Source organism: Mycobacterium paraense, from assembly GCF_002101815.1.
GTDB lineage: Bacteria > Actinomycetota > Actinomycetes > Mycobacteriales > Mycobacteriaceae > Mycobacterium > Mycobacterium paraense.
Window position 1 is genome coordinate 45,036 of the sequence record NZ_LQPM01000003.1, and the last position, 22,049, is coordinate 67,084.

Below are 22,049 nucleotides of genomic sequence, written 5' to 3' on the forward strand. Positions count from 1 at the left end.
CCTAAGGTCCGGTTTCTACCCCGGAGCTGCCTGGCCGGCAGGCGCGGCGAAGAGCTAGCTGCCGGTCGCCGCGGTGGCCGCGATCAGCGCCTCGGCGAAGCCCTCCAGGTCGTCGGCCGTGGTGTCGACGTGGGGCGAGATCCGCAGCACCGGCGCGGACAGTTCGTGCGGAGCCCGCGCCACTCCCGCGTAGGTCGTCACGATGCGCCGCTCGGCGAGCAGCCACGCCCGCACCGCCTCGGGGTCGGCGCCGTCGACCGGGGCCAGCGTGGTGATGGCGCTCGGCTCCTCGTCCTCTTCGACCACCGCCCAGCCGTCGAGGTCGGCCAGCAGGGTGCGCGCGACGTTGCCGAGATGGGCCAGCCGGGCTCGGATCGCTTCAGGCCCGCACGCCAGATGTTCGCCGACAGCGACCGAAAAACCCACGCGCGCCGCGGCATTGGCCTCCCCGAAGCTCAGCTGCTGCGCGACCGACAGGCCCGTGGCCCAGGCCGGTGCCGGCAGCCGCGGCGTCAGCCGGTCCATCAGCTCGGGCCGCACGGCCAGAACGCCGACGCCGCGTGGCCCGGCGAGCCATTTGCGCGACGACGAATATGTCGCGTCGGCGCCGACGGCGCAGTCGATGTGCCCCAGCGCCTGCGCGGCGTCCACCACCAGCGGCACGCCCAGCTGACGGCAGAGCTTGGCCACCATGGCCAGCGGCTGCACCACGCCCCGGTGGCTGGCCAGGGGCGTGAGGTGGACTAAATCCGGCGGATCCTCGTCAAGTCGGAGCGCCGCGTCGTCCAGCGCCAGCCTGCCGTCGTCCAGGGTGGGCAAGGTGCGCACCTCGAACCCGTGGGCCGCCATCACGGCCAGGTTGGGCCCGTACTCGCCGGGCAGGCACGCCAGCGTGCGCCGGTCGGTGGGCCAAGCACCCAGCAGCAGATCCAGCGCGTGCAGCGAGCCGGTGGTGAAGACGACCGCGGCGTCGGGCATGCCGCACAGCGTCGCGACCGCGGCGCGTCCGGCGTCGAGCACCGGGGCCGCCGCCTCGGCCGCGACGTACCCGCCGACCTCGGCCTCGTGCAGCGCGTGCTTGACGGCGGCATCCATTGCCGCGAAGCTCTGGCGCGAGCAGGCGGCGCTGTCGAGGTGCAGCCCGGCCGCAGGTGGGCGGGCCGACCGCCACCGGTCGGCCAGCGAATCTGCCGTCACTTCACCGCCAGCGACAGCCCGAAGTCGCCCGCGCCGTCGGTCCACCACCGGACGCGGCGCAGCCCGGCCTCGGCCAATTCGGCGCTGACCCCGTCCGGGCGGAACTTGCAGGACACCTCCGTGAGCACTTCCTCGCCGTCCGCGAAATCGACCGTCAGGTCGAGGGCGCCGACCCGCACCCGCTGGCGCCGGCCGGCCCGCAGCCACATCTCGATGCGTTCCTCGTCGGCGTTCCAGCGCGCCACGTGGTGGTAGGCCTCGACGTCGAAATCGGCGTCGAGTTGCCGGTTGATCACCGCGAGCACGTTGCGGTTGAAGCGGGCAGTCACCCCGGCGGCGTCGTCGTAGGCGCGCACCAGCCGTTCGGTGTCCTTGACCAGGTCGGTGCCCAGCAGCAGGCTGTCCCCGGGCCGCATCACCCCGGCCAGGGTGGCGAGGAACTCCGCGCGCGGCCCGGGCGTCAGGTTGCCGATCGTTGACCCCAAGAACACGAACAGCCGCCGGCCGCCGTCGGGAATCTCGGTCAGGTGCTCCTCGAAATCCCCACAGACGGCATTGATTTCGATGCCCGGGTATTCGCGTTGAATGGCGGTGGCGGTGGCCGACAGCACGCTGGCGTCGACGTCGAACGGCACGAACCCGCGCAGCGAACCGCGGTCGCGCAGCGCGTCCAGCAGCCGCCGCGTCTTCTCCGACGTCCCGGCGCCGAGCTCCACCAGCGTGTCCGCCTCGCTGGCCGATGCGACCTCGCCCGACCGGGCGCGCAGGATCTCGGCCTCGGCGCGGGTCGGGTAGTACTCCGGCAGCCGGGTGATCTGGTCGAACAGGTCGCTGCCCACCGAATCGTAGAACCACTTGGGCGGCAATGTTTTCGGCGTCTGCTGCAGGCCGTCGAGTACGTCGCGACGCAGCGCGTGATACGCGGAGTCGGCGGCGAGGTGGTTGGACAGCGTCAGCGTCATCGAGATCCTTCCGAATTGAGCGGCGTCATCCTGACGCCCGCCGGGGTGACCTCGACCAGGTGCCGGTCGGGCACGTCTTCCCAGTCGGGCGCGTCGTCGTAGGGCTCACTGGCCAACACCACCCCGTCGTCGCGGCGCAGCATGAACAGGGTGTCGCCCCAAGCGGTCGCCAGCAGCCGGGAGCCGTCGGCGGCCAGCACGTTGAGCCGCGCCAGCGGGTCGGCGGCGCCGATCTCGGCGATGGTCTCGCCCAGCGTGTCTAGGCCGCGCTCGAATAGGGTCGCCGCGAGAATCGCGCTGTCGCAAGACGATTCGGCCGATGAGGTAAGCGGCAGCACCGCGCGGTCGACGATCCCGTTGTGCGACAACAGCCAGCGGCCGTCGGTGAACGGCGCGGTCGCGGTGGCCTCGATCGGCATCCCCACGGTCGCCGAGCGCACCGCGGCCAGCACGCAGTGGCTGCGCAGCGCCGGCGCGATCGAGTCGAACGACGCGTCGCCCCACAGCGGCGCCGGGCTGCGCCAGCGCCGGGGCACCTCGCCGTCGAAAAACCCGACGCCCCAACCGTCGGCGTTCATCAGGCCGTGCTTCTGGCGGCGCGGGGCGTACGACTGCACCCGCAGCCCGCACGGCGGGTCCAGCACCAGCGACGAGACCGTCACGTCGGCGCCGAGCCAGCCCAGGTGACGGCACATCAGTCGTCCACATCCCACGCCAGGCGGACACCGGAGAAGATCTGGCGCCGGATCGGGTGGTCCCAGTTGCGGAAGCTGGGCCGCAAAATCGCCGCCTCCACGGCCCACGAGCCGCCGCGCAGCACGCGGTAGTCGCCGTCGAAGAACGGCTGCGAGTAGCGCTCGTAGATCATCGGGACGAAACCCGGCCAGGGCCGCAACGGCGAGGCCGTCCACTCCCAGACGTCGCCGAGCATCTGCTCGACGCCGTAGGCCGAGGCTCCGGCGGGGTACGCGCCGACGGGCGCGGGACGCAGCGCGGTACCGCCCAGGTTGGCCAGCGCGCCGGACGGCTCCTGCTCGCCCCACGGGTAGCGCCGCCGGGTGCCGGTCGCCGGGTCCCACGCGCAGGCCTTCTCCCATTCGACTTCGGTGGGCAGCCGGGCACCGGCCCAGGCGGCATAGGCCTCGGCCTCGAAGTAGGTGACGTGCTGCACCGGCTCGTCGGCCGGGACGTCCTCGACGTAGCCGAACCGGGCGCGGGTCTTGGCGTCGGCACTCCAGAACTGCGGCGCGGTCAGGCCCGCGGCCTGGCGATGCTGCCAGCCGCGCTGCGACCACCACTGCGGCCGGTGGTAGCCGCCGTCGTCGATGAACTGGCGCCACTCGCCGTTGGTGACGGGAACCCGGCCGATCCGGAACGCCGGCACGTCCACGACGTGGGCGGGGCGTTCGTTGTCCAGCGAGTACGGTTCGCCGGCGGCGTCGACGCCCAGCACGAACGGGCCGCCCGGGATCAGCACCGACGTCCCGGCCACCCCGGGCCGGCCCGCGGGCAGGGCGCAACCGTCGGTCAACAGCGGAGCGCCGGTGCGCAGGTTCAGCGCCTGCAGCATGGTCTCGTCGTGCTGGTTCTCGTGGCTGACCACCAGCCCGAAGGCGAACGCCGCTTGCTCGCCGGCCGGGTCGTCGGGCAGCGCGTCCAAGGCGTCCAGCGCCGCCGACCGCACGGTCCGGCAGTACGACCGCGCCCGCTCCGGGGACAGCAGTGGCAGCTCCACCCGGCTGGCCCGGGAATGCTCGAACGCGTCGTAGAGGCCCTCGACGGCCGGCGGCAACATCCCCGGCCGGGCCGGGTCACCGCCCCGCAGCAGCCAAAACTCCTCCTGCTGACCGATGTGCGCCAAATCCCACACCAGCGGGCTCATCAACGGGTCGTACTGCCGCCACAGCTCGTCGTCGTCGAAGTCGACCAGTCGCAGCGTCCGCGCCCGCGCCCGCGCCATGTCGTCGGCAAGCCTCTCCCGGGACGTCACAGGCCCCCTCGCGCCATCCGCGCCACCACCGGCGCAATGCCGTGCTCGATGACTCGGTCGGAAAAGTCGTCGCCCGGACATCGGCCCCGCTCGACGCCGGCCAGCAGGAGCCGCATCGACTCAGCTAGCTCCGCCGGCGCCCGCTCGGCGGCGATCGCCACGCATTTGTTGGCAGCCTCGAAGAGCCGCCGGTCGCGCAGGCCCACCCGGGCCGCGGTGTCCCAGGCGGTGGCCACCGGTTCGACGGCCTCGGCCGCGAGGTCGGCGGCGACCGGGTCGTCGAGCAGGGCCACCAGCGTGAAGACCACCGCCGGCCACCACACGTCCGGGACGCTGTCGAGGTAGCGGATCTCCAGCCACTGCCTGGGGCGCACCGGCGGGAACAGCGTGGTCAGGTGGTATTCCAGGTCGGCGACGGTCGGCCGCCGGTCGCCGAGCAATACCCGGCCGTCCACCCAGTCCGCGAAGGGCACCCACCGCGTGACGGCCAGCGCCTCGGGGTCGTGCACCAGCATCACCGGGGCCTTGAGCGCATAGCGCGCCCAGTCGGTGCCCGGGTCATCGCCGCTGGCGCCCAGGATCGGCCCGCAGCGCGCCGAGTCCATGTCGCCCCACACCCGCTGGCGGCTCGACACCCAGCCGGTGAACTCGCCGCCCAGCATCGGGGAGTTGGCGGAGATCGCGATCATCGTCGGGCCCAGCGCGTGCGCCAGCCGGACCCGCGCCGCCCAGCCGTCCCGCGGGCCGGCGTCCACGTTGACCTGAATCGATGCGGTGGACGTCATCATCGCCGCGCCCGCCTCCCCGGAGCGGCTGGCGTGGAAGAACTCCTCCATGGCGCGGTAGCGCGCGCCCGGGTTGATGCGCTTCGGCGGGCGCAGCGGATCGGCCCCCAGGAAAACCAGACCCAGCCCGGCGGCTGCGAAGGCCGACCGCAGCACCGCCTGGTCCTCACTCATCGCGTCGATGGCGGCCAGCACCCCGTCGGCGGGCGGGCCGGACAGCTCGACAGCCCCGCCGGGTTCCACCGTGACGGCGCTGCCGCCGGGCAGGGCGGGCAGCTGCTCGAGCACATCGGAGATTTCGTCCCAGCCGGGCCGGCGGTGCGGGTCGGCGGGGTCGTGGCAATGCCCTTCCAGCTCCAGACCGATACGCCCCAGCGGTGCGTCGAGCAGACAGCCCTCGGCGATGTATTTCGCGGCGGCGGCAGCGTCGACCATCTCGGCCTGGGCGGCGCTGACGGCGGCGAAGGCCATATCACGATCCCTTCGGGCTGGTTGCGCAGCTGGCGGAAAATTAATCGCCACTACTTCATCTAGCAGACGGCTCCGACATATTCCCGTTCCCGCCGGCCGTCCCGACACGGCCCTCCCGAGCATTCCGGTCCACGCTACTGCCCCAGCGCGTTCTGCATAGCCCCCGCCAGGACGTTGACCGCGGGGCCCGCGTTGCCAGACTGGCAGACCTTGGCCTGCAGCAACACGTTTTCGCGCAGCCTGGTTTGATCGAAACAGCGCCGGTCGGTGCCGGCTTCCTGCTTGGTCCAATTCGCGTCGGTGCCCGTCGCCGGACCGCCGTCGAACGACCACACCTGCGTGGCGCCGTTGTCCAGATGCATCGCGGTGGTCTGCCCGGAGCAACCGCCGGTCCTGTCCACCACACGGTGGAACGCCCGGGCCGCGGCATCGTTCGTGGCAAACACCCCCACCGCCTGTTTGACGAAGTGGGTCTGGTCGTTGGCCGACGTCTGGGTGGTCGCCCCGTTGAACGACGCCAGATCCGGATCGTCGAACACCTCGGGCAGCCCGATGTCCGCCCAGTTGTTGCAGACCGGCACGTCGACCGAGAAGCCCTGGAAGGGCTGGGTGAATGTCGACTCCCAGCCCATCGGCCCGCCGACGATGTTGCCTACCGACCCCTTGCCCAGGACCGCGTAATTGACCACCCCGGGTTCCGACGGATGCGCGGCGGCGACTGGAACGCCCAACCCCGTCCCGACCGCCGCGCCGACGGCTACCACCGCGGCCCAGATCCGCATGGTCATGGGTTTCGATCATGCCAGGGCCGAGTGCGCGAGGGCGAACGCCGGATTATTGCCCCCGCACGCCCTCCTCCACTTTCTTGCCGAGGTCGGGGTCGACGTTGCGCCAGTACTCGAACACCCGCGACAGCACCGGCTCTTTGACGCCCTTCGAAACGTGGCCGATGATGTTGTGCGCCAAGCGTTCCCGGGCCGCGTCATCGAGCACCTCGCGGACCATGGTGCCGGCCTGGCCCCAGTCGTCGTCCTCGGCGTGCAGCGTGTACGCGGCGCGGACCATGTCGCCGTCGGCGTGCCAGCGCACCTCCGCGGCGCGCGCGGGGTCCGCCTGCGGGCCTCCGTAGGAGTTGGGCGCATACACCGGATCGGAGACGTTGTTCATCCGCATCGCGCCGTCCTTGGAGTAGCTGTCGACCTCGACCTTCGGCGTGTTGACCGGGATCTGCCGGTAGTTGGTGCCCAGCCGGGCGCGGTGCGCGTCGGAGTAGGAGAAGCCGCGGGCCTGCAGCATCTTGTCGGGGCTCAATCCGGTGCCGGGCACGGTGTTGTTGGGCTCGAAGGCCGCCTGCTCGATTTCGGTGTGGTAGTCGGTGACGTTGCGGTCGAGCGTCAGCTTGCCGACGTCGATCAGGGGGTAGTCGCCGTGCGGCCACACCTTGGTCAGGTCGAACGGGTTGAACCGGTAGGTGCGGGCCTCCTCATACGGCATGATCTGCATCTTCAGCGTCCAGCTCGGATGCTCGCCGCGCTCGATCGCCTCGTAGAGGTCGCGCTGGTGATAGTCGCCGTCCTCCCCGGCCAGCCGGTCGGCGTCTTCCTGCGTCAAAAAGTCGACGCCCTGATCGGTGATGAAGTGGTACTTCACCCAGAAGATCTCGCCGGCGGCGTTGATCCAGCTGTAGGTGTGGCTGCTGTAGCCGTTCATGTGCCGCCAGCTCCTGGGGATTCCGCGATCGCCCATCAGCCAGGTGACCTGGTGCGCGGACTCCGGTGACAGCGTCCAGAAATCCCATTGCATGTTGTGGTCGCGCAAATTCGTTGCCTGCATGCGTTTTTGGGACCGGATGAAGTGCTGGAACTTCATCGGGTCGCGCATGAAGAAGACCGGCGTGTTGTTGCCGACCATGTCGAAGTTGCCCTCGGTCGTGTAGAACTTGAGCGCGAAACCGCGCGGGTCCCGCCAGGTGTCCGGGCTGCCGCGCTCGCCCGCGACGGTCGAGAACCTGATCAGCGTCTCGGTTTTGGTGCCCGGCTGGAACACCGCCGCCCTGGTGTAGCGGCTGACGTCGTTGGTGACCTCGAAGTGGCCGAAGGCGCCGCCGCCCTTGGCGTGCGGCTGGCGTTCCGGGATGCGCTCCCGGTTGAACATCGCCATCTGCTCGATCAGGTAGTGATCCTGCAGCAGGATCGGCCCGTCGGGGCCGATGGTCAACGATTGGTCGTCGCTGGGCGCGGGAATTCCGGCGTCGGTGGTGGTGTGGCGCTCCGTCATGTCGCTGCCTCCTCGTTAAATCGAATGGGCCTAAGAACGTTCGGTGCCGGGAGCACCAACGTCACGCCTACGGGCGCGGGTTGCCGGGGGTGTTCGGCGCGGGCGCGGGTGGGCTGGGGGTCGGCGACTGGCTGGGACCGCCGGGGCCGCCCGGACCGAAACCGGGAGGCGGGCCGCCCGGGCCGAATCCCGGCGGCGGCGGGCCCCACGGGCCGACGATCATGCCCGGACCGCCCGGGCCACCGAACTGCCACGGTCCGCCGGGGCCGCCGGGGCCGTACATCATGCCGGGGTGGTGCTTGTGGTGGCAGTGATGGTTGAACCCGACGATCATGGCGCCGGCGAAGAAGACGGTCGACAGGATGAAGACGATCCCGGCCACGATCACCACCCACGCGGCGGCGACGTAGAGCCTGGGCGGCTTGACCCGCTCGTACGCGGGCGCCGGCGGTGGCGGCGCGGCGACGGAAGTCGGTTGCGTTGACGGTTCAGGTGTTTGGGTCATGCCTTGCATATTGCCCGTCTCGTCAACCGCGATAACAGGCTGCGCCGACAAAAGTTGCTGTGAATTGTGTAGCCCGGCGCTCATTCGAGCGCCGGGCTATCGGTGGAGGTTTGACTACCCGCCTACGGCGTGCGCGACGGCGCGACCGACGACGGGATCTGGCTGGGTCCGGGCGCACCCGGTGTCGCCGACGCGGGCCCGCCGCCCTGGACCGCCCCGGGGCCGCCGGCCGGGCCACCCTGGCCGCCGGGACCGCCCGGGCCGCCGAAGCGGTGCGGATGCATGAAGGCGGCGTGGTGCTTGTGGTGGTGCATGCCGCCGTGGCCGTGATGCCCGAGCGCCATCCCGGTGAAGAAGATCACCGAGACGATGAAGACGACGCCGGCAACGATGGCGACCCATGCCGCGGCGATGAAGACGCGGGGGGTCCGGAAGAGCGCCGCTTCGGTTGCAGCCGCAGGCGCCGGTGCGGTCGCGGTGTGAGTCCGCGCAGTGGGGGTGTCAGATGTTTCACTCATGAGACTCATGATGCGGGCGTTCACAATAGTTATGGCTATGCGCTAGTTAAGTAGCGGCTATGAGCTGAAAACCTTGTTTACCTGCACAAACCACCCCCGGGGAAGCCTAATCCGGCTTGAACGGGTTGACCGCGAACTGTTACCTCGGCATTGGGACCGCGAAGCTGCGTTGATTGCGCAAAAAGGGCCTAGTCACAGCGCTGGGCGCGACGGTCAGTTTGAGTTGTCGCAAGTTCTGCTGCGGACTGGCTGCGGACTGGCCGGTTTGTCCGTCCCGCAGAACAAACAGGCCTGAGGCTTGTACCTCTTCGATGCGCCGACAACGGTAACTACGACCGACAGTCGCAATGCGCTCTCTCCCCAAGCATAGCTTCAGGTATGGACTCCAGCATCTCTTGGGGTATAGTTCTGGGCATGGATCCAAGCATCCCGTCCTCTGGTGACAAGAACGCCATGACCGGCACCGAACAAAAGGTGCTGGAGAATCGCTTACGCCGGGCTGCCAAGCGGCAAGGACTTGTCCTAGTCAAATCTCGCTCACGCGATCCCCGCGCAGTCGACTATGGCGGCTACATGCTGGCCGATGCCGACACCGACGAGGTCGTTGCAGGCGAGCTAGGTTCACGTCAGGCGCTCTCGCTTGCCGAGGTCGCCGAAGCGTTACAGGAGACGGCCGAGAAACTGGAGAGTAAGGGCCACGCTATCCAGCGCTTCCGCGACTGGCTCCTACAAGACCGGTTCGCCCTCCGCGGTGCCATTGAACTCATCGAGGCCGGTGACATCGAAGATGGTCTCGCTGCAATGCGCGCGCTGGAGACAGACCTACTAGCACAACAGTCGTCGTGATGGAGACAGTCGCCGATGCGCAAAACAAAACCCCAGCCGTTTGATCGGGCATTCCGTACACCCCGTAGTGACTACGGGGGTCGTCCGGATTGACTACAGGGACGGTTCTGGGGTGTTCAAGATCTAGGGTAGGCGGTCGAGCGTAAGTGAGCAACAACCCTATGTCGTGGCCGTCGTTCGAGCACCACTTCGCCTCGGCCAGGCTTGTCCACTATCTCGGTGAGTGCTCGGGTGACCACCAGCGCGCAATGGAGCTGTATGAGTGGAATACCGCCGTCTCCGCAGCATTCTGGGAGTCGCTGGGCTACCTCGAGGTGGCGCTCCGTAATGCGTTAGACCGACAGATGCAAGCCCTCCATCTAAGCAAAGGGAGGCCGAGTCATTGGATCTTCGATGACGCTCGAGAGCTCGGCCGTGACGCACAGGGCGCCGGCAAGCATAACTACCCGTACCAGCACGTAGCCACCGCCATTTCGCGCGTTCGTCAGAATAAGAAGCGCGTGACACCCGGTCAGATCATCTCCGAGATCTCTTTCGGGTTCTGGCATCAATTAGTTTCCAAGCGCCAAGTGCGCATTTGGCCCAACCTTGTCGCTGCGTTTCCCTTTAGTCCCAACAGGAGTCAGGCAACCGTTCATGATCCCATTAGCCGGCTGCGGACCGTCCGCAACCGAATAGGCCACCACCATCGAATCTGGTCTCTGGACATGGCCGCGCATTACGCGGACATCCTCACCGTTGCGGGATATATCGACCCCGAGCTGGCTGCCTGGATCGACGGCTGTTCACGCTTTCATGGAACTCTGGCGAAGCGGCCGTGAAGGGATCGGCAGCCTTGCTTATCGCACAGGTGAAATGCCGCCTGGCGTTGTCCAATCCTCACCGTCCGCGCGCGATATCGAGACCCTCGGCTCCAAGATCGAAGCGAGGTGGCCCGCTGCCGTCGGTGACATGGCCGACGCCCTGCTGGATGAACGCCGCGAGCTGATGCGCAATTGGCGTGGCGATCAGACGAAGATTCAGCGTCTGTGAACAATGCACGTCAAGTAGAGGTACGAGCGCCGGGCGGGCATTAAGGCACCGGAAAATCGGGGAACTAGAGGTGTGAGCGTGGGTTTTGCGTCGGCAAAGCGCGCGCAGTCATCAAACTTTTTCAAATATTCGGCCAGCAAGTACGACGCATCAGGGTCGGCCTAATAGTGGGAAGCCAAGACTCGTGTACTGGTGACCTTCGCCGGACGCGCCGATGTCGGGGAGCTGCTTAGCGCTCTAGCGGTGCTCTTCGTCGAGGTCCCTCGACACCCAGGGGCAAGTGAGGCACGCTTTCACGGTCAGCGACCGCACCGACGAAGCGTGGTGGGTGACGACCACGGTCACGTGCGAATCTTCGCGCCCGCGCCGCGGGCCAGTCGCGATCCACTCGTGCCGCGCCTGCTGACGTTCGCCGAACAGTCCCATGCACATCATGGACGTCTTCCACTTTCCGTACCAGTGAGCTGTCGAACCAGTGCTGGCGTATTCGGGGTACAGGGCCCGCCAGTAGTGCCGGTACGGCTCTTCGTGCATCTTGATGCTCCCGTCTTTGACCGGCAGCGTTGACTGCCAGCCCCGGCCTTCTCCGAAGGGCACCGTGCCGGGTGGCGCGGTTGCCGTTCGCCCACGTTCGGAGGCGTGCGGGCGAATCTCTTGGCCGTAATCAACAGTACCGAGCCGGGAAGCGAGGCGTCCCTGGCTGATTCGAGCCGAGAACCGGAGGTCGGGAGTCGGGCCTCAGGCCAAACGTTCCACAATGGCCTCGAGCGTTGTGCCGATGGCCGCGGCGACGTGGTGGAGTTCGATGACATCCAGTCGGCGTTCGCCCGACTCGTACTTGCTGACGAACGATTGAGGTACGTCTAGCCGCTCGGCGACGTCGACCTGGGTGAGTCCAGCTTCCCGGCGCAACTCCCGCAGCAACGCACAAAGTTGCTGGTATTGCGCGGAATAGATGGACTTTTCCACCCGGCCAGCGGACCGCGCTCCTGCTAATATCCCAATTTAGGATATTCGGGCTATCGCTCCTCCGGGCGCCGCGACGTGGAAAGAATCGAAGTGGCCAAATGATGCTGAACACCGTCGCCGCCGTCGCTGTCACGTTGGCATTGGTCGGAGCGCCGGTATCGCTGGAGCCCCTTGCCCCCCATGGATGCCCTGCGAACTGGGTGGCCAAGCCGTCGTCGACCTGGCCATACCAAATGGGGTGCTACCCACCAGAGCCACCGCCGCCGCCCAATGGACACTACCCCCCGTGCAACAGTGTCGACCCTCGATTTTGCCCAGGGTTGTGGAACTGACCCAGAGGCCATTGCTATTCGGCAAACCACAAGCGCATTCATTTAGCTGCCCCAAGAGGTAAGGCCAACAGTGAAACTGTTAATAGCGGCGCTCGCCGCCGCAGCTGTACTACCGGCGGCTGGTTTCTTCGCCCCCGCAGCACACGCCGACTGCTACTCTCCCGCGTATCACTGGCGTGAGGTGTGCACCGGCGCTGGGGGTTCACCAGATCCCGGGCAGACGCCGTTCAGTGGCTACCCGGACACACCCGCGCCGATTCATTGCACGTACACCGCGATAGGGCGGGTCGCTGATTGTAGTTCGGGTGGGCCAGCCGATATGCCGCAAACCCCGATCACCGGCCCGAAATCCGCCCCACCCCCTGGTGGCTGTCCACCAGGCTGGCACTGGGATCCCACAGACGCCGGTGGCAGTTGTAGGTAGTCTATGCGGGCCCTGATTTGTCAAGGTCGTTCTACCGTTGACCGGAGAATTCCAACGTGCCTCAAGAGCCGCTTCACAGATACCCAAAATGACCACTCTGCGCCACGAGGCCGGCCAGAATCTCGGGGGCGGGTAGCTGAACGGTCACTGGGCAAGGCCACGTTGCGACGGCCATAGAAGCCGGTGAACCGACGAATCAATTCAGCATGAGACCGGGCAACGAGGCTTTTGCGTAAAGGAGCTGACTTCATGGCGATCCGCATCAGCCGACTGCAAGAGCTGCTGGCCGTCGGAGTCGCAGCGCTCTTACTGCTGCTCTCACCAGCCGCAAGCGCAGACCCCTATACGAGCACCGACAGGCAGTATCTCGCCCAGCTGCACCATGGAGGGATTTGCTGTCCGCAACAGGCCGATACGCCGATCCCATACTCCTCGCCTGATAGTGCGATCGCCTTGGGGAAGGCGATCGCGACCGATATGACTGCCAACCCCACCTATGCCGGATTCAAGAACCTTTCCCGAAACATCGTTAACGACCTAGGCGCTAGCCGCCTTAATAGTTTCCAAGCAGGCGAGGTGGTCGTTATAGCGGTGCATTACTACGCTTCACCCACGGTCGAGTGCGCACTTATGAAAGATATGGGGGGCGCCATGGGGGAGGCACCCTACTGGTATGGCCCTGTGACCTACTCCGGTGGCTTAGCAGTCCAGCCAGGGTGTATCAAGTTTTCGTCCTGACGGCACGATTGTTTGTCGAACCGGTTGACACCGGTTCATGCTGCTTCAAGATCTTCAGGGTCCTGAACACCGTGCTCCGACTGATTCCGAACATGGAGGTCAACTCACTCACCGGTTCACCCTGCTGGTACAGGCGGAGGAGTCGCTTCTGCTGGGCCGCGTCAAGCTTCATGGGTTTGGTGGCGGCCAAGCCGCGGGCAAGCCGAGCCTCGCGGGAGGCGGCGCGGCGCTGCTTGCCGAGTTCGAGTTCCAGCTCCGCGATGGTGGCCATGATGCTGGTGACGGCACGTCCCGTGGGAGTGCCGGTGTCCACCCCCTCGCGCAGCGACCGCACGTGGACACCGCGAGTGGTCAGTTCGTGCAGGGCGGTGGCGACTTCCCGAACGGATCGTCCGAGCCGGTCCACGGCGACGACGACGAGGTGGTCGCCTTCGCGGAGCCAGTCCATGCATTCGCTCCAGCCGGGCCGGTTGCTGCCAGCGCGCCCGGAGGCGGTGTCGCTGAAGATCCGGTCGGGCGTGATTCCCGCAGCGGCGATGGCGTCGTGCTGCTGGTCGACGGACTGCTGCCCGGTGGACACCCGGAGGTACGCGGCGGTGCTCATGCCCACAATGAACTACCGGTGCGCGACATTTAGTTCGATGTCAGACCCTGAGGAAGTCGGACTCGCGTTGCGACACTAGGAAATCGGACTCGGCGACCTGTGCCGATCCTCCGCTCACCGTCGTGGGCGCATTGAGTTCCAAATCTTTAGAAATGACCTTCCGCGTGGCAAGGGATCGGGGTCACGAGCGGGCGCGGGCTGGCGACACAAGGTAGGGCAGGCTCAGACCAACCGGGCCCCGCATGTTCACGGTCTCCTTGGCGACGACTCGGTAGAAGCATTTGGCGATGTCGGAGATTAGATGTGGCCGGCCCGGCGCGGGAAGTCGGCACGGTGTCGAGCGCCCTATTTAAGGAAGCCGCGCGTAGTGCCGTGACCGATGAGGGCGGCCCGGTCCAAGCCGCGGTTGAACGCCTCGCAGGAGGTCTCAGGAACCAGCAGGCAGTGGTGGCAGGCGCCGGGCGTGGACCCGCGGCCGCGCGGTCCCAGCGCGTCTTCTATGCAGACGGGGTCGGTGGCGCACCAGGCCACGGCAGCGACTGCGGCGTCGAAGATCTCGCGCAGGCGCTGCGGCTGGCCGAGCTCGACGAGACCACCCAAGGTTCCGTGTGCGTCTCCGGCCGCCGTGTAGACGAGGAACGCCGTGCGGTTGTCGACGGCGAAGATCCGCTCCCGTAAAGCTGGCAGCGGATACCCTGCGTGCGGTGCCGCGGCACGCATGACCAAGTGGGCGAGCGTGTGCGCGAGAAGCCAAGGCAACGGCTGCGCGGGTTCGTTCAGTCCGAGCGCGGGGCCGGCCGCGCTCACAAGCCGCGCGTCCCTGCCAGCCCCCCCGACCCACGCGCCAACCGCGGCCGGGTCGAGCACACACAATAAGCCTTCGCCGAAGACCTGGTAGCCGGGCAGCCAGTCGTCGTCGGATTGCTGCGCGAACGCGGCCGGGCGCGGCTTCCCCCACAGCTGGGCGTAACCGCTCTCCGGGTCCACCGGCAAGGGTTCGATGCGGCTGAAGCCGGCCAGGATGCGCGTCTCGCGCAAACGCGGCACGAGGCTGATAGCGGACAGCAACCTGCCGAAGCTGCTGTTGCGATACTTGTTGATGTCTTGTGGCTCGACGACGAGGTCGGGTAGCGCCCCGGTCGCGCGCCGGGGGTGGTCCGCGGACAGCAGCGCGGTCAACTCCTCAGTGCGGCTCGGGCCGGTGACTTGGTCTTGCTGCAGCGCGTCAAGATGGCGTGTGACCTCCCGGGCGTCGGTGCGGATGCCGAGACGGGTCGCGACCACGGTGATGCTCCTGACGATTTCCGGGGTGCGAGCAAGCTGCTGCAGGGTGCGCAAGGTCGCGTTGTCGGTAAGGGCGTGCAGCAGCGCCGGGTTGTCGGCGCCAGCGACCGGGATGGTGAGACTGGACAGCTGCTCGGGGTAATACGAGGTCCTCGACGTCCGCTCGATCGGTCTGGCGCGGCCGGTACAAGGCTCGGCCCCGGCATGCGGTAGCCACGGGCGCGCGCCGGTGCACTGGAAGTCAATGTCCGGGTCGAACGGAATACGTCGGTTGCAGCTGTTGCACATCAGCAGCGGACGGTCTGCGGCTCCAGCCACGCGGTACCGCACGTCATGCTGCGAGCAGGCCGGCCCGTTCTGATCGTGCAGCCACGCGGCCCAGTCCACGTCATCGAGGTGGCCAGCGGGGCACGATAAAACGAGCGCGGTCTGGAATGTCGGCCACCTGCCGCGCCGCGCGGACGATGACGCGCAGGCATCGCAGCGGCCTTCGTTCGCGTCCGCCGGGTCGCGCCGAACAAGCCGCTGGCACTGCGGGTTGCTGCATGCCTCTGTGAGAGGGAAGCGCGCCGCCGGCACGAGCCAATCGGTATCGCGCGAGGGGTTGTCGCTGGCGGGCCATGGCATCACGAACCGCGCGACGCCGGTCGCCGCCTGCAGGTGCCGGTCGGTGATCGTGAGTTCATCGAGGACCGGGACGGATCCTGGTGGACGCGACGGTAGCGAACGCAGCCACGTCGCTGGCGCGCACACGATTGCGCTGACGCGGTTACGGGTGAGCAGCACAGACCCGGGACCGAATGGCGCGATCAGATGCATGCGGCGTACGGGGGTGACGAACAGCTGGCGGCTCACCACGCCTCCCCATCGTCGCCCACGGCTGGCGTGTCGACGGCCGCGGGGACCGGCTTGGTCTCGTCAGTTGTGCCGACGCGGGCGGGAAGCCAGTCTTCATCGATGCGCAGGGCCGCGTCGGCATCGACGCTGCGTAGCGATGTCAGCACCGGCCAGCTTGCGGTCTCGATCGGTGCCGGGTCCTCCAGGGGTCGCAAGAATTGCACCCCGGGCCGTCCCGCCACACCCCACCCGAGCTGCTCCTCGACTGCGGTCTGCACTTCGTTGAGCGCAGCGCCGGCCAGTGCGTCGACGCGGGCCGTCGCGTCGGCGCCCACGAGCTGGGTCGCTCGCTCGCCGATGCCTTGTGCGGCAGCTCCGACGAGCGCGATGTCGTCAAGTAGCACGCGGTCGGCGCCCTGAGTGCGAACCTGCCGGACGATGGACGCCAAGGCGCCACGCAACCCGCGCTCGAGCGCGGCGTCGGTGAACGGCGTGACGCTCGCCGGTTCCACGGCTGCGTACAAGCGCTCGTGCACCGCTGTGAACCGTTCGTAGTGGCTCACGTCGCGGCCAGTCAGTGGGTTGAGCAGGACAACCACGAGACCCGGCCCCTTGTGGGGGTCACGGCCGACGCGGCCAGCGACCTGGATGTATTGCGCGGCGGTTTTCGGTTGGCGCACGATCGTGAGCAGCCCGAGTCGGTCAATGTCGACTCCGACCTCGATGACACTTGTGGCTAGCGCGAGGTCGATGGCTCCCGACTGGTCTCGGGGTCTGGATAGTGCTTCCAGGGCCTCGCTCGCGGCGTTGCTGGACGCGCTGGTCAGCTCCACATCGGTGAGGGACCGAATGGCACGGCGCTCTCCGCCGCTGCGGCGTGCGCCGCTGCGAATGCCGGTGGCCCGCACGAGACGCCACGCATAGGCGCGCAGGTCCGTCGAGATGAGCGCCTTCGCCTGCCCAAGGTCGCGAAGGGCCCCGAAGAACACGATGTTGGTCCAGTACGGGTCGACTGGTGCGCTCTGTTGCTCGAGGGCGGACGCGGCGTGGGCCAGGCTCGCCAGGACGCGCATCTGCACGTGCGCGAACTTCGCCGCGCCGGTGGCGCACACGCCGAGAAAGGTCCGTGGTGCGCTCGCCGTGTCGAGCCGGGCGAAGAAGCTGTCGTTGACCGTCAGCCCAGGCGGCGGCACGAGCCGCACCTCGTCGGCAGGACAGGCATACAGCGCGGCCGCCTGCCGCGCATAGGCGCGCGTGGTGGCGGTCGCGGCCACCACGTGCGGTCGACAGCCCCCGTCGTGCCGACACAGCTGGTCGATCGCGGACTCGTATAACCCGACGAGGCTTCCCAGCGGCCCGGAGATCAGGTGCAGCTCGTCTTGGATGACCAGTGCCGGTGCGGGTCGTGCTCGCGACCCGTTGCCGTCCAGACCGAACAGCGCGCGGGCGCGCTCGTTCCACGCGAGTTGCGCGAACTTGTCGACGGTCGCGACGACAAAGGTCGGCGGCTTGATGTAGATGTCCTCGTCGACCTCGTAGACCGGCAGTCCCTGCCTGTTGTTGGCGAGGTGAAACGCACATGCCGGGTTGGGGCACGACGCCTGCATCCGGTCACCGGCGGGGGTTGACTGGACGCCGTAACCAAGCACCCGTCCGTCAACGACGTCGCCGAGCGCAGCCGCGCATGCCGGGCAGCGCGACAACAAAAACGGCCGCGTCGCGCCGCGTCGCCCCATAGCGAGACGGCGAAGGTCCCGCAGCGCGTCCCTGCGCCAGTTGGGGGTACTGGCCCGGCCCAGCCATGCCCCGATCGAGAACCGCTCTCGGCCCAACGCCGATGGGTTGGCGAGCCGGAGCGTCTCCAGTGCGCACAGCAGCGACGCGGCACGCTGCAGCTGCTGTGCGGTGAGCAGGCGCAGCGTATAGCGCATGATCACCGCCGTTCCACCGGCTGTAGGGTCACTCCGACGTCGGGAAAGCATCGCGAAGGCCGCCAGCGCCAAATACGCCTCAGTCTTGCCGCCGCCCGTGGGCATCCAGATGACATCGACCACCCCGCGCCGGCGATGCTGCGGGTCGACGACTTGCGCGAGATTGGCCAATAGGAATGCCAGCTGGAACGGCCGCCATTCGGCGCGGCCGACGCTGCCCGGTTCAGTACCAGCGACCGTGACGGCCCCGTCGGTCAAACTCACCGCACGGGTCGCCGCCGCGTAGCTGCGCCGCTGCTGCGCCATCGCCGATGACGTCCACCGTAGGCACTCGTGCACAGGCCCGGACGCGGCCAGCGCCCAGCCAGCGGCGATATCGTCCGCGAACGCCCCGCAGGCCAGCACGTGCGCCTCGGCGGTGCCGCGCGCCGGCCCCGTCAGCTTCGCTGCGGCCTGTGCCAAGTCGCTGATCCAGTGGCGGTAGCTGATGATCATCCGTTCAACGGTCGCCACCGCATTGGGGTCCCACCGGCCGAGCGCGTCCATGTCAACCGCGAGGGAACCGTCCTCGTCGGCGATGTTCGGGGTGGTGCCGCGAACCGCGGCAACCGGCAGCGATTCCGTGCTCACTAAAGCGACATCGCCGAGACACGTCACGACGGCGTCAACGCCATGCCCCACGGCGCGTACCGGTGCGTGCGCGTAGAGCAGCCGCAGGCTCGCCGCCTCGGACGTTGTGTCCGCGTCCTGGTCTGGGTAGTCGACGAGCTGCGCCTTCGGCACCGCCGCGGTGAGCCGTGCCGTGAACAGCACCCGCTGAGCGAGCTTGACCCCATTGGCCACCGTCCGGTTCACCAAGTAGCAGGTGATGATCCGCCGACCATTGACCGCCGCGCGTGCGTGGACACCCACCTCGAGACGCAGCGGCTCGACGATGACCGATTGATGAGAGCTGACGTGCGCACCATCGCCGCCCAGCGACACCGTGACCTCGGCGTGTACCGGTATCCGGTGCCATCCGGTGCGCGACGAGCCCATGAAGCTGAATGGGAAAGGCTCGTATCGCGCACCGTCGACGCGCAGCATCAGCGTCGCCGTCTCCTCGGCGACGACGAACGAAAGCCCGAACGAAGACGGCCGCCCGGGCCGGTCCCACGGCACGTCTTCCAGCACGGCTTCGTCATCGTCGGCGTCCCCGCCTGCCCCCTCGGGAGCGGGCGTCGCGGGCCGCGGCGCAACGTCGGCAGCGTCGTCACCGGTCTCCTCCACAGTGGGCATCGACGGCGCCTGCTCGGCGTCGAGGTCCCGTTCTTCCTCTAGACGCAGCACCGGGTACAAAGCGCCGACGATGTACTGCGCCGTAGGAGGCCCGACGAGGATCTCCCCGCCGTCTTCGCTGACAAACAGCCGGTTCAGGTCTCTGGGCCGGTCGATGTTCTGCCCGGGCGCCAAGCCGACGGGTGCGGCGCCGGGGTAAGTGCCATCGGCGTCGGCCAGCGGGCCGAGCAGGTCGCGGCGGACGGCGTCGATTACAAGGTCTCTTGTCTCCTCCGGCGTCATGCGCAACCCGTTGTTGCCGTCAGCGCGGTGACGCGCCGGCCCGCCTCGTTGATCGGGACGCCGAGCCACGTGCGCGGAACCGCAACGGGCTCGTCGAGTCGGGCTGTAACCACGGCGAGCAGCAGTGACCCGAGGTCGCCGGCGTGCAGCACCGCCCACCCGTCCTCATCGATGTCGGCCACCCACGTGCGGTCGCCGAGCAACGCAAGAAGGTCCCGGCGGATCTCTTCCCCGGCTTGGTGATGAGCGGTACGCACTGCGGTCAGGTCCCCGAATCTGCCCAGGAGCTCCGACGCGCCGATCGTCCTGACGAGGGCGTCGAACCCGTGCTGGCGCAGCGGCGCGATATACGACTCGTCCAATGGATTGCGCAGCAGCACTCGCGCGTAATCATCGCTGAGTGTTTGTGCCAGCTCGCGGCGCAGCACCGCATGCCCGTGAGCCGCGAGCGCGGACCGCAGCGCCGTCTTCAACTTGGCGACGTAGCCACGGACTTCGAGGATGCGACCTGGCGACCAGCCCCGCCGCCGCTCAAGCCAAGCGTCCGCCCGCGCCACCAGCTGTGCATGCGGCGCAGCACCAACACGCACCGCGAGCACCACGCCTCTGGCCACCGTGGCCAGCGACACGGCGGACAACGCCACCGCACCGGTCTCGTCGTCGACGGCCACTACGTGAGGCCGAGGCCCCATTTCCGGATGGAAGAACACGGCGTGCCCTGACGCCACCTGCACCTCAACTGCTTCCGCCATGTCCTCGGTCGCGGTTGCGGCAGGGCGTCGGGCTCGTTGCGCCGCCGCCGATGCCTCGCGCCCATGCAGCCAGCCGTGTAGGGCCGGCTCACGACGCTGTGGCCCGTCGTCGTGCAGGGCTAGCTGGGGCCGGGCTGCGGAAGGCAACAGCCACAGGTCGTCGGTGCGCAGCCGCGGAGCGTCGGCCGTAAGCACAACCCGCACCTCGGGGGCGACGGGTGCCGTCAGGAGCCAGCCCAGTTCTCGCATTGTCACGTCGGCCGCTCTGAACGGCGACGAGAAAGCCGTCGCCGGGTGCCCGACGAGAATGGCCGCCTGATGCGTGACCGGCGCTCTTCGCAGGTCTGCGGGACAGGCGATGTCCACACTGTTCAGCTCCTTGCTGGCCAACCAGGCGCTGATCGGCTCAAGCCACTGCGGGCGCGGCACCACCAGGATCACCTCGGGCTGGCCCTCGGGAGTTGCGCCGTACTCGCACAGCACGTCCTCTACCTGAGCGGAGATCGGCGAGGACGAGCCCGCGAGCGCATACAGCGCATCACTAAGGACCCGCAGCCGCTCACAGAGCGTGTGGTCTGGCCGCTCCGCGAGGAACCGCTCCACGACCCCGAGGGTGTCTGTGAGACCGGCGACCGGGTCGGTCGGCGGCAACGGCGTGGCCGTGAGCACGCGCCGGACCCTGAAGAGTGCCGCCAGAACGTCCGCCGCCACCGAAGAGGTCTCGACGAACTGCCGCAGCAAGCCGCCAGAGACCGTAACCTGTTCCAGCTCCCGCCACTGCACGCGCGCAATCCTGATCGACGGGTGCTCCGACGTCCGCCACGTCGTTAACCACTCCCCCAGCGTCGTCACCACAAGTCCTCGTCAGCGGCGGCCGCCTCCGGCTCCGTCAGAGACAGCACCTCTAGCCCTGCCGTCGGAGCCAGCAGCGCACTGAGTGCGGCGGGTAACACGGCTGGCGCGGCCCATCCAGACGCCTGCAGACCCGCCGCGGCATCGGCCGCCGCGGATCTGCGCCGCGAGAGCAGCACAAGCATTGGCACCTCCGGCCAGTTACGCCGCGAACTAGCGACCCACCCGGCCGACCCGATGATGACGACAAGGCGCGGGCGTAGCGCCGCAGCCCACGGCACTTCCTCGCGATCGGGAATTGCGCCCATCACCAGCACCGGGTACCGGAACCAGCCTTGCAACTGCAGCCCGGCGAACAACCGACCACGAAGGCGAGACGAAGTGCCCGACGGGAACATAAGGTCGACGTCTGCGCGGAACGACCCCGGCTCGCCGGCGACGACGACGGGGTGGGCGCTGGCGGCCGACAGCCGCTGCCCGGCAACACCCTGTGCGCAATCAAGCGCTTCCGCGACCTCGACCCGAGCGTTGTCCGGCAACCTTGTGTCGGGCCGATGCGGGAACCCCGCGGGCAGTCGGTGGACGCTGTCTCGGTTGCCGCGCAGGCGGAGTCCACCGAACCTCAGCTCGTCGTCACTCACTTCGTCGAGTCGCTTGTCCGTGAGCCGCCCCGAGCACCAGCCCGCCACTTGCACACCGCGCTCAAGCTTCAAGTGCTCGCAATCAAAGCAATCGACGTGCGCACACGCGGAGCCGAGCGCGGCCATCACGCCGGCCAGTCGAAGCGTCGGGACAGTCACCACAACCCGCAGGTTCCGACCAGCGCTCGGGCCGGCGGTAGTCAGCTGCTCCGCCAAGCGGCCAAGGTGAAGCAACCCAGCGGGATAAAGCGTCGCTGGCTCGACGTTTCGGGTCGGCGCCTCGACCATTTCGTGTTGACGTTTCAGTCGGGCCTGTGTCTACTCGGCCGAAATGACCGCGACAGCTAGCGCAATCGCGCCAACATTGGCCACGCCCGTACTCATAACGAAGCCGCGTTTACTCAGGCACTGCCCGCTAACGTCCTTGAACTTGCCCACGACGTGGGACGATATGCGAAGTCGGTGACATCTGTGCAGAAATCCGTCGCTTACCCCAAGCGCAATCTCGGCGGGTGGGTTGAGGGGCAGCAGATGGCCCCGTG

General features: G+C 68.0%; 20 protein-coding genes and 1 riboswitch. Of the genes, 4 read left to right on the forward strand and 16 right to left on the reverse strand.

The genetic code is table 11. The annotated features are described in order from the left end of the window. Positions 1 to 54: 54 nt before the first annotated feature. The 9 genes from egtE to AWB89_RS01420 all read right to left on the reverse strand — a co-directional run bounded on the left by egtE (position 55) and on the right by AWB89_RS01420 (position 8,714). Positions 55 to 1,197, reverse strand: coding sequence for an ergothioneine biosynthesis PLP-dependent enzyme EgtE (gene egtE, locus AWB89_RS01380; protein ID WP_085171237.1), 1,143 nt, complete (start codon positions 1,195 to 1,197; stop codon positions 55 to 57). Next, positions 1,194 to 2,159, reverse strand: coding sequence for an L-histidine N(alpha)-methyltransferase (egtD, locus tag AWB89_RS01385; RefSeq protein WP_085171238.1), 966 nt, complete (start codon positions 2,157 to 2,159; stop codon positions 1,194 to 1,196). The genes egtE and egtD overlap by 4 nt, the downstream gene beginning before the upstream one ends. Continuing rightward, positions 2,156 to 2,854, reverse strand: coding sequence for an ergothioneine biosynthesis protein EgtC (gene egtC, locus AWB89_RS01390; protein WP_085171239.1), 699 nt, complete (start codon positions 2,852 to 2,854; stop codon positions 2,156 to 2,158). The genes egtD and egtC overlap by 4 nt, the downstream gene beginning before the upstream one ends. Next, complete coding sequence (gene egtB / locus AWB89_RS01395) at positions 2,854 to 4,149, reverse strand: ergothioneine biosynthesis protein EgtB (RefSeq protein WP_085171240.1); 1,296 nt, start codon at positions 4,147 to 4,149, stop codon at positions 2,854 to 2,856. Before egtB ends, egtC begins: the two co-directional genes overlap by 1 nt. After that, a complete protein-coding gene (gene egtA, locus AWB89_RS01400) occupies positions 4,146 to 5,405 on the reverse strand; it encodes an ergothioneine biosynthesis glutamate--cysteine ligase EgtA (protein ID WP_085171241.1) in 1,260 nt (419 codons plus the stop codon). The genes egtB and egtA overlap by 4 nt, the downstream gene beginning before the upstream one ends. Positions 5,406 to 5,539: 134 nt before the next feature. After that, the gene (locus AWB89_RS01405) at positions 5,540 to 6,187 is read right to left on the reverse strand and encodes a sensor domain-containing protein (RefSeq protein WP_142282418.1); all 648 of its coding nucleotides are present in this window, start codon (positions 6,185 to 6,187) and stop codon (positions 5,540 to 5,542) included. A 52-nt stretch (positions 6,188 to 6,239) separates the two neighbouring features. Beyond that, a complete protein-coding gene (locus tag AWB89_RS01410; protein WP_085171243.1) occupies positions 6,240 to 7,682 on the reverse strand; it encodes a catalase in 1,443 nt (480 codons plus the stop codon). Positions 7,683 to 7,749: 67 nt separating this feature from the next. Further along, complete coding sequence (locus AWB89_RS01415; RefSeq protein WP_085171244.1) at positions 7,750 to 8,187, reverse strand: hypothetical protein; 438 nt, start codon at positions 8,185 to 8,187, stop codon at positions 7,750 to 7,752. Between the two features lie 122 nt (positions 8,188 to 8,309). Next, positions 8,310 to 8,714, reverse strand: coding sequence for a hypothetical protein (locus AWB89_RS01420; protein WP_142280184.1), 405 nt, complete (start codon positions 8,712 to 8,714; stop codon positions 8,310 to 8,312). A 405-nt stretch (positions 8,715 to 9,119) separates the two neighbouring features. On the opposite strand from AWB89_RS01420, the gene AWB89_RS26830 reads away from it, so the two are divergent. The 3 genes from AWB89_RS26830 to AWB89_RS26835 all read left to right on the forward strand — a co-directional run bounded on the left by AWB89_RS26830 (position 9,120) and on the right by AWB89_RS26835 (position 10,583). Beyond that, positions 9,120 to 9,551: a hypothetical protein gene (locus AWB89_RS26830; protein WP_142282402.1), complete on the forward strand. Its 432-nt coding sequence runs from the start codon at positions 9,120 to 9,122 to the stop codon at positions 9,549 to 9,551. 146 nt (positions 9,552 to 9,697) lie between these two features. Continuing rightward, positions 9,698 to 10,372, forward strand: coding sequence for an Abi family protein (locus tag AWB89_RS01430; protein ID WP_142282403.1), 675 nt, complete (start codon positions 9,698 to 9,700; stop codon positions 10,370 to 10,372). Beyond that, the gene (locus tag AWB89_RS26835) at positions 10,347 to 10,583 is read left to right on the forward strand and encodes a hypothetical protein (RefSeq protein WP_142282404.1); all 237 of its coding nucleotides are present in this window, start codon (positions 10,347 to 10,349) and stop codon (positions 10,581 to 10,583) included. The genes AWB89_RS01430 and AWB89_RS26835 overlap by 26 nt, the downstream gene beginning before the upstream one ends. A 237-nt stretch (positions 10,584 to 10,820) precedes the next feature. Here the strand turns inward: AWB89_RS26835 and AWB89_RS01435 are convergent, their stop codons facing one another. Together AWB89_RS01435 and AWB89_RS01440 are read right to left on the reverse strand one after the other, a co-directional pair. Beyond that, positions 10,821 to 11,117, reverse strand: a complete 297-nt coding sequence (locus tag AWB89_RS01435) for a hypothetical protein (protein ID WP_142282405.1) — start codon at positions 11,115 to 11,117, stop codon at positions 10,821 to 10,823. Between the two features lie 7 nt (positions 11,118 to 11,124). Continuing rightward, positions 11,125 to 11,243, reverse strand: a riboswitch (SAM riboswitch). Positions 11,244 to 11,321: 78 nt separating this feature from the next. Then, positions 11,322 to 11,552, reverse strand: a complete 231-nt coding sequence (locus AWB89_RS01440; protein WP_085171249.1) for a helix-turn-helix domain-containing protein — start codon at positions 11,550 to 11,552, stop codon at positions 11,322 to 11,324. 1,005 nt (positions 11,553 to 12,557) lie between these two features. On the opposite strand from AWB89_RS01440, the gene AWB89_RS01445 reads away from it, so the two are divergent. Beyond that, on the forward strand, positions 12,558 to 13,046 hold the full coding sequence (locus AWB89_RS01445; RefSeq protein WP_085171250.1) for a DUF732 domain-containing protein: 489 nt from the start codon (positions 12,558 to 12,560) through the stop codon (positions 13,044 to 13,046). Here the strand turns inward: AWB89_RS01445 and AWB89_RS01450 are convergent. From AWB89_RS01450 to AWB89_RS01470, 5 genes are all read right to left on the reverse strand, one after another. Next, the gene (locus AWB89_RS01450) at positions 13,030 to 13,650 is read right to left on the reverse strand and encodes a recombinase family protein (protein WP_085171251.1); all 621 of its coding nucleotides are present in this window, start codon (positions 13,648 to 13,650) and stop codon (positions 13,030 to 13,032) included. The genes AWB89_RS01445 and AWB89_RS01450 overlap by 17 nt on opposite strands. Before the next feature lie 345 nt (positions 13,651 to 13,995). Beyond that, the gene (drmB, locus tag AWB89_RS01455; protein WP_142282407.1) at positions 13,996 to 15,789 is read right to left on the reverse strand and encodes a DrmB family protein; all 1,794 of its coding nucleotides are present in this window, start codon (positions 15,787 to 15,789) and stop codon (positions 13,996 to 13,998) included. Continuing rightward, positions 15,786 to 19,262 (reverse strand): helicase-related protein, encoded by a 3,477-nt coding sequence (locus AWB89_RS01460; RefSeq protein WP_085171253.1) that lies wholly within the window; start codon positions 19,260 to 19,262, stop codon positions 15,786 to 15,788. The genes drmB and AWB89_RS01460 overlap by 4 nt, the downstream gene beginning before the upstream one ends. Further along, positions 19,259 to 20,866, reverse strand: a complete 1,608-nt coding sequence (locus AWB89_RS01465; RefSeq protein WP_142282408.1) for a hypothetical protein — start codon at positions 20,864 to 20,866, stop codon at positions 19,259 to 19,261. The genes AWB89_RS01460 and AWB89_RS01465 overlap by 4 nt, the downstream gene beginning before the upstream one ends. Beyond that, a complete protein-coding gene (locus AWB89_RS01470) occupies positions 20,863 to 21,723 on the reverse strand; it encodes a hypothetical protein (protein ID WP_142282409.1) in 861 nt (286 codons plus the stop codon). Before AWB89_RS01470 ends, AWB89_RS01465 begins: the two co-directional genes overlap by 4 nt. Positions 21,724 to 22,049: the final 326 nt, after the last annotated feature.

Bases quoted from the DNA above. Each gene is read 5' to 3' on its own strand.
- AWB89_RS01415 (WP_085171244.1), bottom strand. From the start codon at position 8,187: ATGACCCAAACACCTGAACCGTCAACGCAACCGACTTCCGTCGCCGCG.
- AWB89_RS01450 (WP_085171251.1), bottom strand. From the start codon at position 13,650: ATGAGCACCGCCGCGTACCTCCGGGTGTCCACCGGGCAGCAGTCCGTC.
- AWB89_RS26830 (WP_142282402.1), top strand. From the start codon at position 9,120: ATGGATCCAAGCATCCCGTCCTCTGGTGACAAGAACGCCATGACCGGC.
- AWB89_RS01405 (WP_142282418.1), bottom strand. From the start codon at position 6,187: ATGCGGATCTGGGCCGCGGTGGTAGCCGTCGGCGCGGCGGTCGGGACG.
- egtD (WP_085171238.1), bottom strand. From the start codon at position 2,159: ATGACGCTGACGCTGTCCAACCACCTCGCCGCCGACTCCGCGTATCAC.
- AWB89_RS01445 (WP_085171250.1), top strand. From the start codon at position 12,558: ATGGCGATCCGCATCAGCCGACTGCAAGAGCTGCTGGCCGTCGGAGTC.
- AWB89_RS01410 (WP_085171243.1), bottom strand. From the start codon at position 7,682: ATGACGGAGCGCCACACCACCACCGACGCCGGAATTCCCGCGCCCAGC.
- AWB89_RS26835 (WP_142282404.1), top strand. From the start codon at position 10,347: ATGGAACTCTGGCGAAGCGGCCGTGAAGGGATCGGCAGCCTTGCTTAT.
- egtC (WP_085171239.1), bottom strand. From the start codon at position 2,854: ATGTGCCGTCACCTGGGCTGGCTCGGCGCCGACGTGACGGTCTCGTCG.
- AWB89_RS01420 (WP_142280184.1), bottom strand. From the start codon at position 8,714: ATGAGTCTCATGAGTGAAACATCTGACACCCCCACTGCGCGGACTCAC.
- AWB89_RS01460 (WP_085171253.1), bottom strand. From the start codon at position 19,262: ATGACGCCGGAGGAGACAAGAGACCTTGTAATCGACGCCGTCCGCCGC.
- AWB89_RS01435 (WP_142282405.1), bottom strand. From the start codon at position 11,117: ATGCACGAAGAGCCGTACCGGCACTACTGGCGGGCCCTGTACCCCGAA.
- egtA (WP_085171241.1), bottom strand. From the start codon at position 5,405: ATGGCCTTCGCCGCCGTCAGCGCCGCCCAGGCCGAGATGGTCGACGCT.